This window comes from Roseibium sp. TrichSKD4 (assembly GCF_000148725.1).
Taxonomy (GTDB): Bacteria; Pseudomonadota; Alphaproteobacteria; order Rhizobiales; family Stappiaceae; genus Roseibium.
In genome coordinates this window covers 97,324-111,389 of the sequence record NZ_GL476307.1, presented here as the reverse complement: position 1 = coordinate 111,389, position 14,066 = coordinate 97,324, and the positions used below count along the sequence as shown (strand labels likewise).

13 protein-coding genes are annotated in these 14,066 nt (G+C 56.2%); 10 read left to right on the top strand and 3 right to left on the bottom strand.

Features of this window, described 5'->3' with window-relative positions; translation table 11 throughout:
* Positions 1–540: a translation initiation factor IF-3 gene (gene infC, locus TRICHSKD4_RS05415; RefSeq protein WP_083782732.1), complete on the top strand. Its 540-nt coding sequence runs from the start codon at positions 1–3 to the stop codon at positions 538–540.
* A gap of 53 nt (positions 541–593) precedes the next feature.
* Here infC and TRICHSKD4_RS05410 read toward each other — a convergent pair whose 3' ends face one another.
* Both TRICHSKD4_RS05410 and ppk2 read right to left on the bottom strand, forming a co-directional pair.
* Positions 594–1,601 (bottom strand): Gfo/Idh/MocA family protein, encoded by a 1,008-nt coding sequence (locus TRICHSKD4_RS05410; RefSeq protein ID WP_040616393.1) that lies wholly within the window; start codon positions 1,599–1,601, stop codon positions 594–596.
* Positions 1,602–1,764: 163 nt separating this feature from the next.
* The gene (ppk2, locus tag TRICHSKD4_RS05405) at positions 1,765–2,673 is read right to left on the bottom strand and encodes a polyphosphate kinase 2 (protein WP_009466449.1); all 909 of its coding nucleotides are present in this window, start codon (positions 2,671–2,673) and stop codon (positions 1,765–1,767) included.
* Between the two features lie 179 nt (positions 2,674–2,852).
* On the opposite strand from ppk2, the gene TRICHSKD4_RS05400 reads away from it, so the two are divergent.
* From TRICHSKD4_RS05400 to TRICHSKD4_RS05370, 7 genes are read left to right on the top strand one after another with little or no spacing between them, the layout of a single operon-like run.
* Positions 2,853–3,488, top strand: coding sequence for a TetR/AcrR family transcriptional regulator (locus TRICHSKD4_RS05400; protein ID WP_050763350.1), 636 nt, complete (start codon positions 2,853–2,855; stop codon positions 3,486–3,488).
* Positions 3,485–5,092 (top strand): carboxyl transferase domain-containing protein, encoded by a 1,608-nt coding sequence (locus TRICHSKD4_RS05395; RefSeq protein WP_009466447.1) that lies wholly within the window; start codon positions 3,485–3,487, stop codon positions 5,090–5,092. The genes TRICHSKD4_RS05400 and TRICHSKD4_RS05395 overlap by 4 nt, the downstream gene beginning before the upstream one ends.
* A 4-nt stretch (positions 5,093–5,096) precedes the next feature.
* Positions 5,097–5,519, top strand: a complete 423-nt coding sequence (locus tag TRICHSKD4_RS05390; RefSeq protein ID WP_009466446.1) for an ASCH domain-containing protein — start codon at positions 5,097–5,099, stop codon at positions 5,517–5,519.
* A 1-nt stretch (position 5,520) separates the two neighbouring features.
* Positions 5,521–7,515 carry an acetyl/propionyl/methylcrotonyl-CoA carboxylase subunit alpha gene (locus TRICHSKD4_RS05385; RefSeq protein ID WP_009466445.1) on the top strand — a complete coding sequence of 665 codons (1,995 nt, stop codon included), beginning with the start codon at positions 5,521–5,523 and terminating at the stop codon, positions 7,513–7,515.
* The gene (locus TRICHSKD4_RS05380) at positions 7,499–9,139 is read left to right on the top strand and encodes an acyl-CoA synthetase (RefSeq protein ID WP_009466444.1); all 1,641 of its coding nucleotides are present in this window, start codon (positions 7,499–7,501) and stop codon (positions 9,137–9,139) included. The genes TRICHSKD4_RS05385 and TRICHSKD4_RS05380 overlap by 17 nt, the downstream gene beginning before the upstream one ends.
* Before the next feature lie 6 nt (positions 9,140–9,145).
* On the top strand, positions 9,146–10,006 hold the full coding sequence (locus TRICHSKD4_RS05375; RefSeq protein ID WP_009466443.1) for a hydroxymethylglutaryl-CoA lyase: 861 nt from the start codon (positions 9,146–9,148) through the stop codon (positions 10,004–10,006).
* A complete protein-coding gene (locus tag TRICHSKD4_RS05370; RefSeq protein WP_009466442.1) occupies positions 10,003–10,794 on the top strand; it encodes a crotonase/enoyl-CoA hydratase family protein in 792 nt (263 codons plus the stop codon). The genes TRICHSKD4_RS05375 and TRICHSKD4_RS05370 overlap by 4 nt, the downstream gene beginning before the upstream one ends.
* Before the next feature lie 18 nt (positions 10,795–10,812).
* Here TRICHSKD4_RS05370 and TRICHSKD4_RS05365 read toward each other — a convergent pair whose 3' ends face one another.
* Positions 10,813–11,574, bottom strand: a complete 762-nt coding sequence (locus tag TRICHSKD4_RS05365; protein ID WP_040616390.1) for a hypothetical protein — start codon at positions 11,572–11,574, stop codon at positions 10,813–10,815.
* 495 nt (positions 11,575–12,069) lie between these two features.
* Between TRICHSKD4_RS05365 and TRICHSKD4_RS05360 the strand changes: the two genes are divergently transcribed.
* Complete coding sequence (locus TRICHSKD4_RS05360) at positions 12,070–13,182, top strand: S-(hydroxymethyl)glutathione dehydrogenase/class III alcohol dehydrogenase (RefSeq protein ID WP_009466440.1); 1,113 nt, start codon at positions 12,070–12,072, stop codon at positions 13,180–13,182.
* Between the two features lie 12 nt (positions 13,183–13,194).
* Entirely contained in the window at positions 13,195–14,034 is an 840-nt protein-coding gene (gene fghA, locus TRICHSKD4_RS05355; RefSeq protein WP_040616357.1) for an S-formylglutathione hydrolase, read from the top strand.
* The last annotated feature ends 32 nt before the right edge of the window (positions 14,035–14,066 follow it).

Below are 14,066 nucleotides of genomic sequence, written 5' to 3'. Positions count from 1 at the left end.
ATTCGTCGTCCGTTCCGCGCCCCACCTCCTGTAAAGGAAGGTCCGCGCACCAACCAAGAAATTCGCGTTCGCGAAGTGCAGTTGATCGATCACGAAGGTTCCAACCGCGGGATCGTTCCGACAGAAGAAGCCATGGACATCGCTATGGGTGCCGGGCTCGACCTTGTCGAAATCCAACCGAACGCTCAGCCGCCCGTTTGTAAAATTCTGGACTACGGACGGTACAAGTACCAAGCTCAGAAGAAAGCAGCAGAAGCTCGCAAAAAGCAGAAGACCGTCGAGATCAAGGAGATCAAGATGCGTCCGAACATCGACACCCATGATTATGAGGTGAAGATGAAGAACATGCTGCGCTTCTTCAACGACGGCGACAAGGTGAAGGTCACTCTCCGCTTCCGCGGACGTGAGATGGCCCACCAGGATCTGGGCGTGAAGCTTTTACACAAGGTTCGGGAAGAGACCGCGGAAATCGCCAAGGTCGAATCAAATCCGAAACTTGAAGGCCGCCAGATGGTGATGGTCCTCGCACCACTGAAATAAGATTTTTCAATCAAGAATTTGAAACCCCGCTGGAAACGGCGGGGTTTTTTGTTTCAATCTATCAGGCGCACCCAGCCTTCACGTTTTTCAGAGGCAAACAGGGCATCCAGAATTTTCATGTTCTGGACGGCGTCTTCCGGGCCATAAGCCAGCGGCTCTTCTCCCAATACAGCACGGCCAAATTTATCCGCCAGTTCTGCATATTGATCGGCAGATGCAATCACCTCGGTCTCTGCAGATCGATCACCAAGCTCAGCACCCGTGTCCACTTTCAAAAGGGTCTCCGCACCTTGCGGCGCATTAAACGGAACCACCATTTCCAGTCTCCCCTTTGTGCCAAAAAGGTTTAACCGCTGATACGGCACCAGCTGAGTGGAAACCGAAAATTCGAGACGGCACCCTTGACCGAAATCGAGAAGAGCACTTGTAAGCGTATCAGTGCCAAAAGCCGTATCTCGCTCTATCAGGGACAGGACCCGCACAGGCTCTCTTTCAAAAAAATACCGGCCAGCAACCATTGGATAACACCCGATATCCAACAGCGCCCCTCCTCCGATCTCCGCATTGTTTCGGATATTGGCTGGGTTTGCGTTGAAGTAACTGAAGAAGCCCTGAATGACCTTCACCTCGCCCAGCTGCCCGCTGCGCACAATCTCCCGCGCCCGCACCCACTGAGGGTGCGCTCGCACCATGAAACCTTCCGCCACCAGCTTGTCTTTCGGCAAATCAAGCAGCTGGCGCGCCTCCGCAGCATCGAGAGCGATCGGCTTTTCACACAAGACATGCTTTCCCGCTTCAACGGCTTGAAGCGTCAGCGGCACATGGAGGTGATTGGGCAGCGGATTATAAACCGCATCAATATCCGGATCAGCCAAGAGGTCTTCGTACGAACCATAAGCCTTCTCGATCCCGAGCTGATGTGCGGTTGCTTGCGCCGTCTCTAAGTTTCGCGAGGCAATTGCAGTGACCTCTCCGGTTTTGGAACGCTGCAGTCCGGGAATGAATTTCTCGCGGCCAATTTTTGCCGTCGACAGCACGCCCCACCTAATCGCCTTGCTCATGAAATGGCCCCCTACCTTGATCTGAACTTGTTTTAGCGGGTGAAAAGCATGGTGACCAGAAATCAGCCCCCCCGCCACTGTGAAGTGCTCTCCAAAAGGTGCCCCTGAAACAGAAAGAGCGCCCGAACGAGCGCTCTATCCATCATATTTCGGCGGCTCGTGCTCAGAACCTCTCCGGCACATAGAGGTGCTCGGGCAGAACCTTTCTCTCATAATCCGGATTGAACACGCGGTCAGGCAGTGAGATCGGATCATGCGGGATTTCCTGATAGGGCAACATCGACAGGAAATGGCTGATACAGTTCAGGCGCGCGCGCTTCTTGTCGTTGCCTTCCACGATGAACCATGGAGCTTCGGGAATGTTCGTTCGCTCAAACGTCTCTTCCTTTGCCTTGGTATAATCTTCCCAGCGGATGCGAGACTGCAGGTCCATTGGAGAGAGCTTCCACTGCTTCAAAGGGTCATGCACGCGCATTAAAAAGCGCAGCTGCTGTTCTTCATCGGTGATGGAGAACCAGTATTTAATCAAACGAATTCCGGACCGCACGAGCATACGCTCGAACTCCGGTACATCGTGGAAGAACTCCTCGACCTGACTTTCATTTGCAAAACCCATGACCCGCTCAACCCCAGAGCGGTTGTACCAGGACCGGTCAAAAAGGACGATTTCACCGCCTGCTGGCAGATGGGGTACATAACGCTGGAAGTACCACTGGGATTTTTCACGCTCGCTCGGCGCTGGCAAAGCTACGACCCGGCATACACGAGGGTTCAGGCGTTGGGTAATCCGCTTGATCACGCCGCCCTTGCCTGCGGCATCTCGGCCTTCAAAAATGACGACCACTTTCTCATTCGTGTGCTGCACCCAATCCTGAAGCTTCACAAGCTCGGACTGAAGGCGCAGCAACTCATGAAAATAGGTATTCCGATCAAGGGTCGACTTGTGCTTTTTTTCGGAAATGAAAGCCAAATCCTTGGCGATCAGGTTGTCGTCAATTTCCATTTCCAGTTCTTCATCCAGGCTGTCGGCCCATTCAGCTTCAACCCAGGTTTTTGCACTGTCGTCAGTCATCCTCACTCCCTTGCGTCGATGCGTCCTGAAACTGGTTTAGTGTGAACATTGTCACTGTAACAGCTGTGTAACAGCACCATCCGGAAAACACATTTAGCCAGATCAAAAGTGCTCTTGAGAAAATTTCTGGATTGAATATGAATGAACGTTCATTTATTTATCAGCATGATGGAGGGCAAATGAGCGCACCTGCAAGACAATCAACGCCCAAGGGAACGCAGACGGCTGCGAAAGTTCGCGCCGCTGCCCTGAAGCTGTTTGCGCGGAATGGCTACGCTGCTGTTTCCATGCGCGAGGTCGCACAGAATGTCGGCGTTCAGCCCGGTGCCCTCTACAATCACTTCGCGACCAAACAAGATATCCTGAAAGACCTTATGTTGGCCCATATGGCCGACCTGATCTCCGCTTGGGAGCGGGAAGCCGCAAACAAATCTTCCGGCGCTGACCCGCTCGACACATTCGTCCGCTTTCATATTCGTTACCACCTGGAAAAACGTGACGAAGTTTTTGTCTCCTACATGGAACTGCGCAATCTTGAGCCGGACAATTACCAGCAAGTTGGCGCTGAGCGCCGACGTTATGAAACGATATTGACGGATATCTTGTCAGCAGGCGCAAAAAGCGGACGGTATCAGGTTAAAGACGCGAAGGTCGCAACACGGGCCATCATCGCCATGTTGACCGGCATTCCCAGCTGGTATCAGCCCGGCGGCGCTCTCGACCCAACTGAAATTGAAAATCTCTACGCAGCGCTGGTGCAACGGTCCGTTGGCAGCGCGGCAAACGCCAACACGATAGGAGAGCGGGTGTCATGAGCATCCTGAAGTCCAGCCTGTCTTCGCGCAGTGAAACCTTCACGGCCAACAAAAAAGCCCATGAAACTGCCATGGCTGAAATCAAGGCAGCCGCTCAAACGGCCCTTGATGGTGGGGGCGCAGCTTCGCGAGACCGTCATGTTTCTCGTGGCAAGATCCTGCCGCGCGAGCGTGTCTCTCGCCTGCTTGATCCCGGCTCTCCGTTTATGGAAGTTGGGATGATGGCCGCACATGGCATGTATGATGGCGCAGCTCCGGCAGCTGGCATGATTGCGGGTATCGGGCGGGTGGAAGGCCAGGAAGTGATGATCCTCGCCAACGACGCCACCGTCAAAGGTGGCACCTACTATCCGCTTTCAGTGAAAAAGCACCTCCGCGCTCAAGAAATCGCTGAGCAGAACAATCTGCCCTGCATCTATCTGGTGGATTCAGGCGGCGCAAACCTGCCCAATCAGGACGAGGTCTTCCCGGACAAGGACCATTTCGGGCGGATTTTCTACAATCAGGCCAACATGTCAGCGAAAGGCATTGCGCAGATCGCGGTCGTCATGGGCTCCTGCACGGCAGGCGGTGCTTATGTTCCGGCCATGTCCGATGAGACGATCATCGTGAAGAACCAAGGCACGATTTTCCTGGCTGGCCCACCGCTGGTTAAAGCGGCCACCGGCGAGGAAGTGACGGCAGAAGACCTTGGTGGCGGCGATGTCCACACACGACTTTCCGGTGTTGCCGATCATTTGGCCCGCGACGATGCGCACGCTCTCGCCTTGGCCCGGCGAGCTGTTGCCAACCTCAACCGCGAAAAATTCGCCGATGTTGCCCTTCAGACACCAGAAGACCCGCTCTACGATCCGGACGAAATTCTCGGTGTTGTGCCCGCAGACCTTAAAACGCCTTACGACATTCGCGAAGTGATTGCCCGCGTCGTGGACGGCTCCCGATTTGACGAGTTCAAGGCCCGTTATGGCACGACCTTGGTCTGCGGCTTTGCCCATATCCACGGCATGCCGGTCGGGATCATCGCCAACAATGGCGTTCTCTTCTCTGAAAGTGCAGTCAAGGGCGCGCATTTCGTCGAGCTGTGCTCGCAACGAAAGATCCCGCTGGTCTTCCTGCAGAACATCACCGGCTTCATGGTTGGCCGAACCTACGAAAGCGGGGGCATAGCAAAGGACGGTGCCAAATTGGTGACAGCCGTCGCCACAACATCAGTTCCCAAAATCACCATGCTGGTCGGCGGCTCCTTTGGCGCGGGTAACTATGGCATGTGTGGCCGCGCCTATAATCCGCGCTTCTTGTGGACGTGGCCGAACTCTCGGATCTCAGTCATGGGCGGCGAGCAGGCCGCAGGTGTTCTAGCCACAGTTCGCCGCGACGGCATTGAGCGCAAGGGCGGCGGCTGGTCAACGGACGAAGAGGCCGCGTTCAAGCAACCGATCATCGATCAATTTGAGGAACAGGGACACCCGCTCTATGCCACGGCCCGCCTGTGGGATGATGGCATCATCGACCCGCGCAAGACGCGCGATATTCTGGGTCTCTCCCTCTCTGCAGCCCTCAACGCCCCAATCGAAGACACGCGCTTCGGCCTGTTCCGGATGTAAGGCCATGACTTTGGAACAACTAAAAACCAGATATCCGGACGCTGAAACCTTTACCTTCGGTGACAGCGAAGCCCTTTGCGAAGAGCTGTTGTCTTTGGTTCGCGCTGGCAAAAAAACGGCAACTTGCGGTGCATTGCATGATTTTCAAGAAGGCGGCGAGGCACTGCCGGTTGTGGGTCGAAAAGACATTTCCCTGCATTGGGATGGTCGGCCAGCCCTTGTCATCGAAACTGTTGAGGTGATTATTCGCCGGTTCTGCGATGTCGATGAGAGCTTCGCGCTTGCTGAGGGCGAGAATGAAACACTTGAAGGCTGGCGCAAAGATCACCGAGCCTATTTCGAGCGCAATGGCGGCTGTACCGAAGAAATGGAATTGGTCTGCGAACGTTTCAAACTGATTGAAGACCTGCAACGAGGAGCCAACTAAAATGTTCAAGAAGATCCTCATTGCCAATCGCGGAGAAATCGCCTGTCGGGTCATGGAAACCGCCAAACGCCTCGGCATCAAGACCGTTGCTGTGTATTCTGACGCCGATGCAGGTTCCAAACATGTGGCGATGGCGGACGAAGCCTATCGCATCGGCCCCGCTCCAGTTTCTGAGAGCTATCTCAAGGTTGAAACCCTGATCGACGTTTGCCGGAAAAGCGGCGCGGAAGCCGTCCACCCCGGTTATGGTTTCCTTTCCGAAAATCCAGACTTCGTGGATGCGCTGGACGCAGCCGGGATCACTTTTATAGGGCCAAGCGCTGACTCCATTCGTGCCATGGGCCTAAAGGACGCAGCAAAGGCCCTGATGGAAAAGGCAGGCGTTCCGGTCGTTCCCGGTTATCACCGGGAAACACAGGACGCAGGATTCCTGAAAATCCAGGCTGGCAAGATCGGCTATCCCGTGCTCATCAAGGCGCGCGCTGGCGGCGGCGGCAAGGGCATGCGCCGCGTTGACCATCCGGACGAGTTCATGAGCGCGCTCTCCTCCGCGCAGCGCGAAGGCGAAGCGAGTTTCGGCGATGGCCGGGTTTTGATCGAGAAATATGTCGCAAAGCCCCGTCACATTGAAATTCAGGTTTTCGGCGACAAGCATGGCAATGCGGTTCACCTGTTTGAACGCGACTGCTCCTTGCAACGCCGTCACCAGAAGGTGATCGAGGAAGCCCCAGCCCCCGACATGCCCGAAGACATGCGCAAGGCGATGGGTGAGGCTGCCGTGAAGGCCGCCAAAGCCATCAACTATGCCGGCGCAGGCACGATCGAGTTCATCGTTGATGTTTCCGAGGGCCTGCGCGCAGACCGCTTCTATTTCATGGAAATGAACACCCGTCTTCAGGTGGAGCACCCGGTTACGGAAATGATCACCGGCGAGGACCTTGTCGAGTGGCAGCTGCTTGTTGCCAGCGGCAAACCCTTGCCCAAAACGCAGGGCGACATCACCTTCTCCGGCCATGCTTTTGAAGCCCGCCTTTACGCGGAAGACGCTCCAAAAGGCTTCCTGCCCGCCATCGGCACACTCACGCACCTCAACCTTCCTGACGAGCAAGCCCGTGTTGACAGCGGCGTGCGCCCCGGCGACGAAATCAGCCCGTTCTACGACCCAATGATTGCCAAGGTGATCGTCCATGGCCCTAACCGTGAAGCTGCACTCGGACAATTGCTGGCAAGCCTTGAGGCGACCAAAGTCGCAGGCTGCGTGACCAATGCAGGTTTCCTTACCGCACTTTGCCGTCACGAAGGCTTTGCCAAAGGCGACGTCGACACAGGCCTGATTGATCGGGATCTGGAAAGCCTGGTTTCAGAGCCTGATATGCCGGAAGACGCATTGGCTCTGGCAGCCCTGACCGCCCTTGGCCTCACAAAAGCTCCAAAGAGCAGTGACCCATTTGACGCTTTGGCCGGATGGCGCATCTGGAGTGCATCCCGCCAATTTGCCTTGATGGAAGTCGCAGGTGACCGGCAGGATGTGGAAGTTCAGGTTCTGGGCGATCACGAATATGCGGTTCACCTTGGAGAGACACCTGCCACCTATAAGCTGATTTCGATAGACGGTTCGAAATTCACATATGTGCGGGATGGTGGGCGCAAGTTAGCTGTTGTGGTGCGGTCCGACAACGATCTGACAGTTTTCCTTGGCGGACACGCCTATTCGATTGTGCTGCCAGATGTCATGAGCTCAGACGACGATGCAGGCGAAGCCGGAGATCAGATCATCGCCCCGATGCCGGGCTTGGTCAAAGTTCTGAATGCGTCCGCCGGTGACGCCGTCACCAAGGACCAGCCATTGGTGATCCTGGAAGCCATGAAGATGGAGCATACTCTGAAAGCTCCGCGCGACGGCATTATCGCCGAAGTCATGGCGGATGCGGGCGAACAGGTTCTGGATGGAACAGTTCTTCTGGCGCTGGAGGCAAGCAATGAGACTGCTTCCTGACGCCGGAAGCTATGAAGACCTGACCAAGCGGTTCAAGTGGTCGATCCCCGAGCACTTCAACATCGGGGCGGCCATTTGTGATGACTGGGCGACAAAAGACCCGGACCGGGAAGCGCTGGCGTATGCCGAAGAAGATGGCCCGGTTTCCCGTTTCACCTATGGCGACTTGCGTGACCAATCCAACCGGTTGGCGAACCTCCTCAAAAGCCAAGGTGTAAATGCAGGAGACCGCGTCGCTGTCTTGATGCCACAGCGCCCCGAAACAGCGATCACACACATTGCGGCTTTGAAGCTAGCCGCAATCTCCATCCCGCTCTTTACGCTCTTTGGCGAAGAAGCTCTTCTCTACAGGTTACAAAACTCAGGTGCAAAAGCTGTTGTAACGGATAAAGCGGGGGCTAAAAAACTAGCGCACTTGCGAGAAAAATTGCCGGAGCTGGCAACCATTCTGTGTGCCGATGGCGAGCAGGGGGGCGCTCTAAACCTGCACGGCGCACTGCAGGGTCAAAGCAACGAATTTACCCCGGTGCAAACCCGCGCAAATGATCCCGCAATTATCATCTACACATCCGGGACCACTGGTCAGCCCAAAGGCGCACTGCACGCCCATCGGGTGTTACTGGGCCACCTTCCCGGCGTTGAGATGAGCCACGACTTTCTCGGCCAACCGGGTGACCGTATCTGGACCCCGGCGGACTGGGCCTGGATCGGCGGCTTGCTGGATGTCTTGATGCCAGCGCTTTATCTCGGCGTTCCTGTCGTCGCCTGCCGTTTCAAGAAATTTACCGCAGAAGCGGCCTTCCAGCTGCTGCAGGATCAGAAGATCCGAAACACCTTCCTGCCACCAACCGCTTTGAAGATGATGCGGCAAGTGGACAATCCCCGAGAGTGCTGGTCGCTGGACCTCCGGTCCGTAGCCTCTGGCGGTGAAACCCTCGGCAAGGAACTGATCGACTGGGGCCGCAAGACCTTCGGCCTGACAATCAATGAGTTCTATGGCCAGACCGAGTGCAACATGATCGTTTCCAGCTGCGCGAAGATCATGGAGGGGCGGCCCGGCATCATGGGCCGCGCTGCTCCCGGACATACGCTTGCAATTGTCGACGACAAAGGTGTCGAACTCCCCAGAAGCGAGCAAGGAAACATCGCCGTCAAACGCCCCGACCCGGTCATGTTCCTTGGCTACTGGAACAACGAGGACGCAACGGCTAAAAAGTTCGCAGGCGACTGGCTTTTGACCGGTGATACCGGCGTGATGGACAAGGACGGTTGGATCCGCTTTGTCGGACGAGATGATGATGTCATCACGTCCTCAGGCTATCGCATCGGGCCAGGTGAAATCGAGGACTGCCTCTTGCAACATCCAGCAGTCGCCATGGCCGGCGTGGTGGGCAAGCCTGATCCGCAGCGCACGGAAATCGTCAAGGCCTATATCGTTTTGAAACAAGAGCATGAGGCAAGCGCGGACCTAGGCGATGAGATCGCCAAGTTCGTCAAAACAAGACTGGCAGCTCACGAATACCCGCGCGAAGTTGCCTTCGTTGATGCCCTTCCCATGACCACGACTGGCAAAGTGATCCGCCGTGAACTGCGCGCCCGTGCTGCTACCGAGAATGAAAGCTGACCCAAGATGACGGACTTTGTCACAATCTTTGAAATGGGGCCGCGCGATGGCCTGCAAAACGAGAAGGTCTTTGTTGCCACTGACGACAAGATCAAACTGGTGGATCAGTTGTCTGACTGTGGCTTTCGCAAGATTGAAGTGACAAGCTTTGTCAGTCCGAAATGGGTGCCCCAAATGGCCGACGCCACGGATGTCATGGAAGGCATTTACCGGCATCCTGCCGTGACCTATGCCGTCCTGACCCCGAACGTCAAAGGCTATAGCGCCGCCAAACGCGCCTTGACCGATGAAGTCGCGATCTTCGGCTCCGCCTCGGAAGGCTTTTCAAAGAAGAATATCAATTGCTCAATTGACGAGAGCATTGAACGCTTCAAACCGCTGCTGGAAAAGGCTCAGCACGATGAAATCCCGGTGCGCGGCTACGTCTCCTGCGTCACCGACTGCCCTTATGATGGCCCCACCGACCCTGCAGATGTCGTACGTGTAGCTACGATGTTGTTTGAGCTTGGGTGCTACGAAATTTCGCTTGGCGATACGATTGGCGCGGGAACTCCCGAGACAATCGCCCGCATGTTGGATGCGGTCCTGAATGAAGTTCCGGCAGACAAGCTCGCCGGTCACTATCACGACACCAAAGGCAATGCGCTCGCTAATATCGAAGTCAGCCTTGAAAAAGGTCTTCGCACCTTCGATACGGCCATCGGCGGCCTGGGTGGCTGTCCCTATGCACCTGGCGCAAAGGGAAATGTCGCAACAGAAGCCGTGGCTCACCTGATGCAATCAAGAGGGTTTGAGACCGGACTCGACCTGCAAAAACTGGAAAGTGCCGCCGCCTTTGCAAAAACATTGCGGAGTGACAACCCATGAGCTTTGAAACAATCGCCCTGACCATTGACGACCGCGGCGTTGCCAGCTTGTCGCTCAACCGGCCCGAAAAACACAATTCCCTGTCCGCCCAAATGATCAACGAATTGACCGCGGCAGCGGATCAGATCAATGCGGACGACACAATTCGGGTCGTGGTTCTGACCGGGACTGGCGAGAGTTTTTGCGCCGGCGGTGATCTTGGCTGGATGCGCGAACAGTTTCATGCAGATCGCAAGACTCGCATGTCGGAAGCCCGCAAGCTAGCCATGATGCTTCGCGCGCTCAATGAGCTTGAAAAACCGCTGATCGGTCGGGTCCAAGGGCTGGCCTTTGGCGGCGGCATGGGCATGATGAGCGTCTGCGACACGGTGGTCGCGGTCGATACGGCGAAGTTCGGCCTGACAGAAGTCCGCCTCGGCCTCATTCCGGCGACCATCAGCCCCTATGTTTTGGCACGTATGGGCGAAGGCAAGGCGCGGCGCGTCTTCATGTCGGCGCGGATTTTCGGCGCAGAAGAGGCGAAGGAGCTCGATCTGGTTTCCAAGGTCGTCCTCGCCGCAGAGCTTGACGAAGCCATAGAGCGGGAAATCAAACCTTATCTCGGCGCTGCCCCGGCAGCCGTCGCAGCCTCAAAGGCACTCGCCCGCTCCCTTGGCCCGATCATCTCCGACGACGTGATCGACGACACGATCCAACAGTTGGCCGACACATGGGAAACGCCGGAAGCTCACGAAGGCATTTCAGCCTTTTTTGACAAACGGAAACCAAACTGGGTTGCAGCCAAGTAGGCTGTGGAAGCGAACCCATCACGGCTGATGGTTTTCGCTTTTGGCCTTGTCCAACTTAGCCTGCTCCAAAATCGCTGTAATTTTCAAAGCCTGCTCGCGTGGGCTGAGCTCTTGCACAGTGGTCTCAGATGATCCGCGATAAAGCCGTTGACGCTTCTTGCGGATCTTCTTGCGTTCCCGCTCACCGAAACCGTCCGGCAAGTCCACGCCAGCCCGGTCCATACCAATCAGGATACGTTGCAGATCTGGAATAACCTCGGACGACACGGCAAACTCTGTTCCGTCCTTGCGGGTGAAGACCAGCGTACGGCTGTGATCCGTGCCCGATAGAAGCGCAACCTTCCGCCGGGTCAAAGACCCAAGAGACAGCATGGCCCTCACCAGAGCACTGCCCGTCTGCCACTCTCTGATCTTGGCACTTTGCAGATCAACATAGCGGACGCGGGTCTTCATCCCCATGTCCGCAAACTCAAACCCATTGCCGAAAAACCGGACCCAGCTGGTGCGATGGCGCACAGCGATCAGAAAGATCGGAACACAAAACAGACCGGGGATGATCAGGATGACCATCCAGCGCCCACCCGTCCATTCACTCATGAACAAACCAATCATGGCAAGTGCAAGAAACGGCACTCCAACGAGAAATCCGATCAGATCAGTGCCCCAAACGGGCGGACTTGGGTTCGGTTGAATGACACCTGCCGGGGCGCGCGGCAAAGGCAAAGCGGCATAAATGCCAATCGCAACAGCAATGCAAGCCGAACTCGTCACAGGGGTCATAAAGCTCACAAAACCAACAAGGCCCAAAACTGCGAGAAACAGGGGCAGCAAACGCCTCAACACTTCCAGCTTTGCAACTTTTCCCAAAGGCCAACCCGCTCTAGCTCGAAACACGTCGTATGATAGAACAATTGAGCGCTCAAACACCAAAGAGGTCAAGCAAGCGCCTCGTGCAATACACGTAAAACTAGCCGGCATCTCGGATACGGGTGCAGAAAATGTGGGCTCTGAGACAGAAAAGTCTTTGTTTAATTGTTATTTTTTACAACCTCTTATACGGCCATTATGTCATTGCCAGCAATGTATTCATTCCGATCATTTTCCCAAAGACATCATGAGTTCATACGCTTATCCTCTGGTATAGAATCAGGTTTTAATCAGACCTCCTCTACGGCACCTTTCAAAGGCGTGTTCAATATCCGCCACAGTGTGTCGGTCACAGACAATTAAGCCCGCGTCCAAGCAGGCAAGAAGAACCAAACGGGAGAGAGTTTCATGCGGACGAGAGCAGCTGTTGCGGTTGGGGCTGGCAAGCCTCTTGAGGTTATGGAAGTAAACCTTGAGGGTCCGAGGGCGTTTGAGGTTCTGGTTGAAGTGAAGGCGACCGGGATTTGTCATACGGACGAGTTCACCCTGTCCGGCGCTGACCCTGAAGGTCTTTTTCCAGCCATTTTGGGCCATGAGGGCGCAGGCGTTGTTGTGGAAGTCGGGCCAGGCGTGACCACGTTGAAGCCGGGTGATCATGTCATCCCGCTCTATACGCCGGAATGCCGGACATGCGAATACTGCCTCAATCCCAAGACCAACCTCTGCCAGCAAATCCGGGCAACACAGGGCCAAGGCCTGATGCCGGACGGCTCATCGCGCTTTTCAACGCTCGATGGTGATCCGATCCTGCACTACATGGGCTGTTCCACCTTCGCCAACCACACGGTGGTGCCGGAAATCGCACTGGCCAAGATCAACCCGGACGCGCCTTTTGATAAGGTCTGCTACATCGGCTGCGGCGTGACCACGGGCATTGGCGCTGTCATCAACACCGCCAAGGTGGAAATCGGCTCACGGGCGATTGTCTTTGGTTTGGGCGGCATTGGCCTCAATGTCATTCAGGGCCTGCGTTTGGCGGGTGCGGACCAGATTGTCGGCGTTGACCTGAACCCGGCCAAGGTTGAAATGGCAACCCGCTTTGGGATGACCGACTTCGTCAACCCGACAGAGGTGGACGGCGATCTGGTGGCCCATCTGGTGGATCTGACCAAGGGCGGGGCCGACTACACATTTGATGCCACGGGCAATGTGAATGTCATGCGCACGGCGCTGGAAAGCGCGCACAAGGGCTGGGGCGAGAGCATCATCATCGGCGTTGCTCCGGCAGGGGCCGAGATTTCCACCCGTCCGTTCCAGCTGGTCACGGGCCGCTCATGGCGCGGCACGGCCTTTGGCGGGGCGCGTGGGCGCACGGATGTGCCGAAGATTGTCGACTGGTACATGGACGGCAAGATCGAGATTGATCCGATGATCACCCACACCATGGGTCTGGACGATATCAACAAGGCGTTTGACCTGATGCATTCCGGTGAATCGATCCGCTCCGTTGTGGTCTATTAAGGACGGGATGTGATGGAGCTTCTGTCCGAAAACCGCTGCTTTGAAGGTGTTCAGTCGGTCTACCGGCACACCTCGGAGGCCTGCGCTTGTGACATGACCTTTGCGGTCTATCTGCCGCCGCAGGCCAAGGACGGTCCGGTTCCCTGCCTTTGGTATCTGTCCGGCCTGACCTGCACCCACGAGAACGCCATGACCAAGGCGGGGCTTCAGGCGCATGCAGCGGAGTTCGGTCTGGCTGTTGTGTTCCCCGACACCAGCCCGCGGGGCGAGGGTGTTGCCGATGACGAGGCCTATGATCTGGGACAGGGCGCGGGCTTTTATGTCAACGCCACGAAGGAGCCGTGGGCCAGGCACTTTAAGATGTATGACTACATTGTCACGGAGTTGCGGGGTCTTCTGGTTGAAAAGCTGCCGCTGTCTGGCCAGCACGGCATCACCGGCCATTCCATGGGCGGTCACGGGGCCTTGACCATCGCGCTTTCCAATCCGGATCGATATCAGTCGGTGTCGGCCTTTGCGCCTATTGTCAATCCGGCAGCTAGCGACTGGGGGCGCAAGCAACTGGGCGCTTATCTCGGCTCTGATGAAGCTGCCTGGGCAGGGCATGACGCCACGTTTCTCTTGAAGGAAAAGGGCTGGCACAGCGATATCCTGATTGATCAGGGGGCGAGCGACCAGTTCCTGGATCTTCTAAAGCCGGAGGCCTTCTCCGCAGCCCTGGCAGAGACCCGCACGCCGTCGGTCATGCGCATGCAGGAAGGCTACGACCATTCCTACTACTTCGTCGCCACCTTCGCCCGCGACCACGTCGCATGGCACGCAGAGCGGCTTTACAGCCACTATGCGCTTTAGGATGTCAAAACACTAAGTCACAAAGAGAGAAC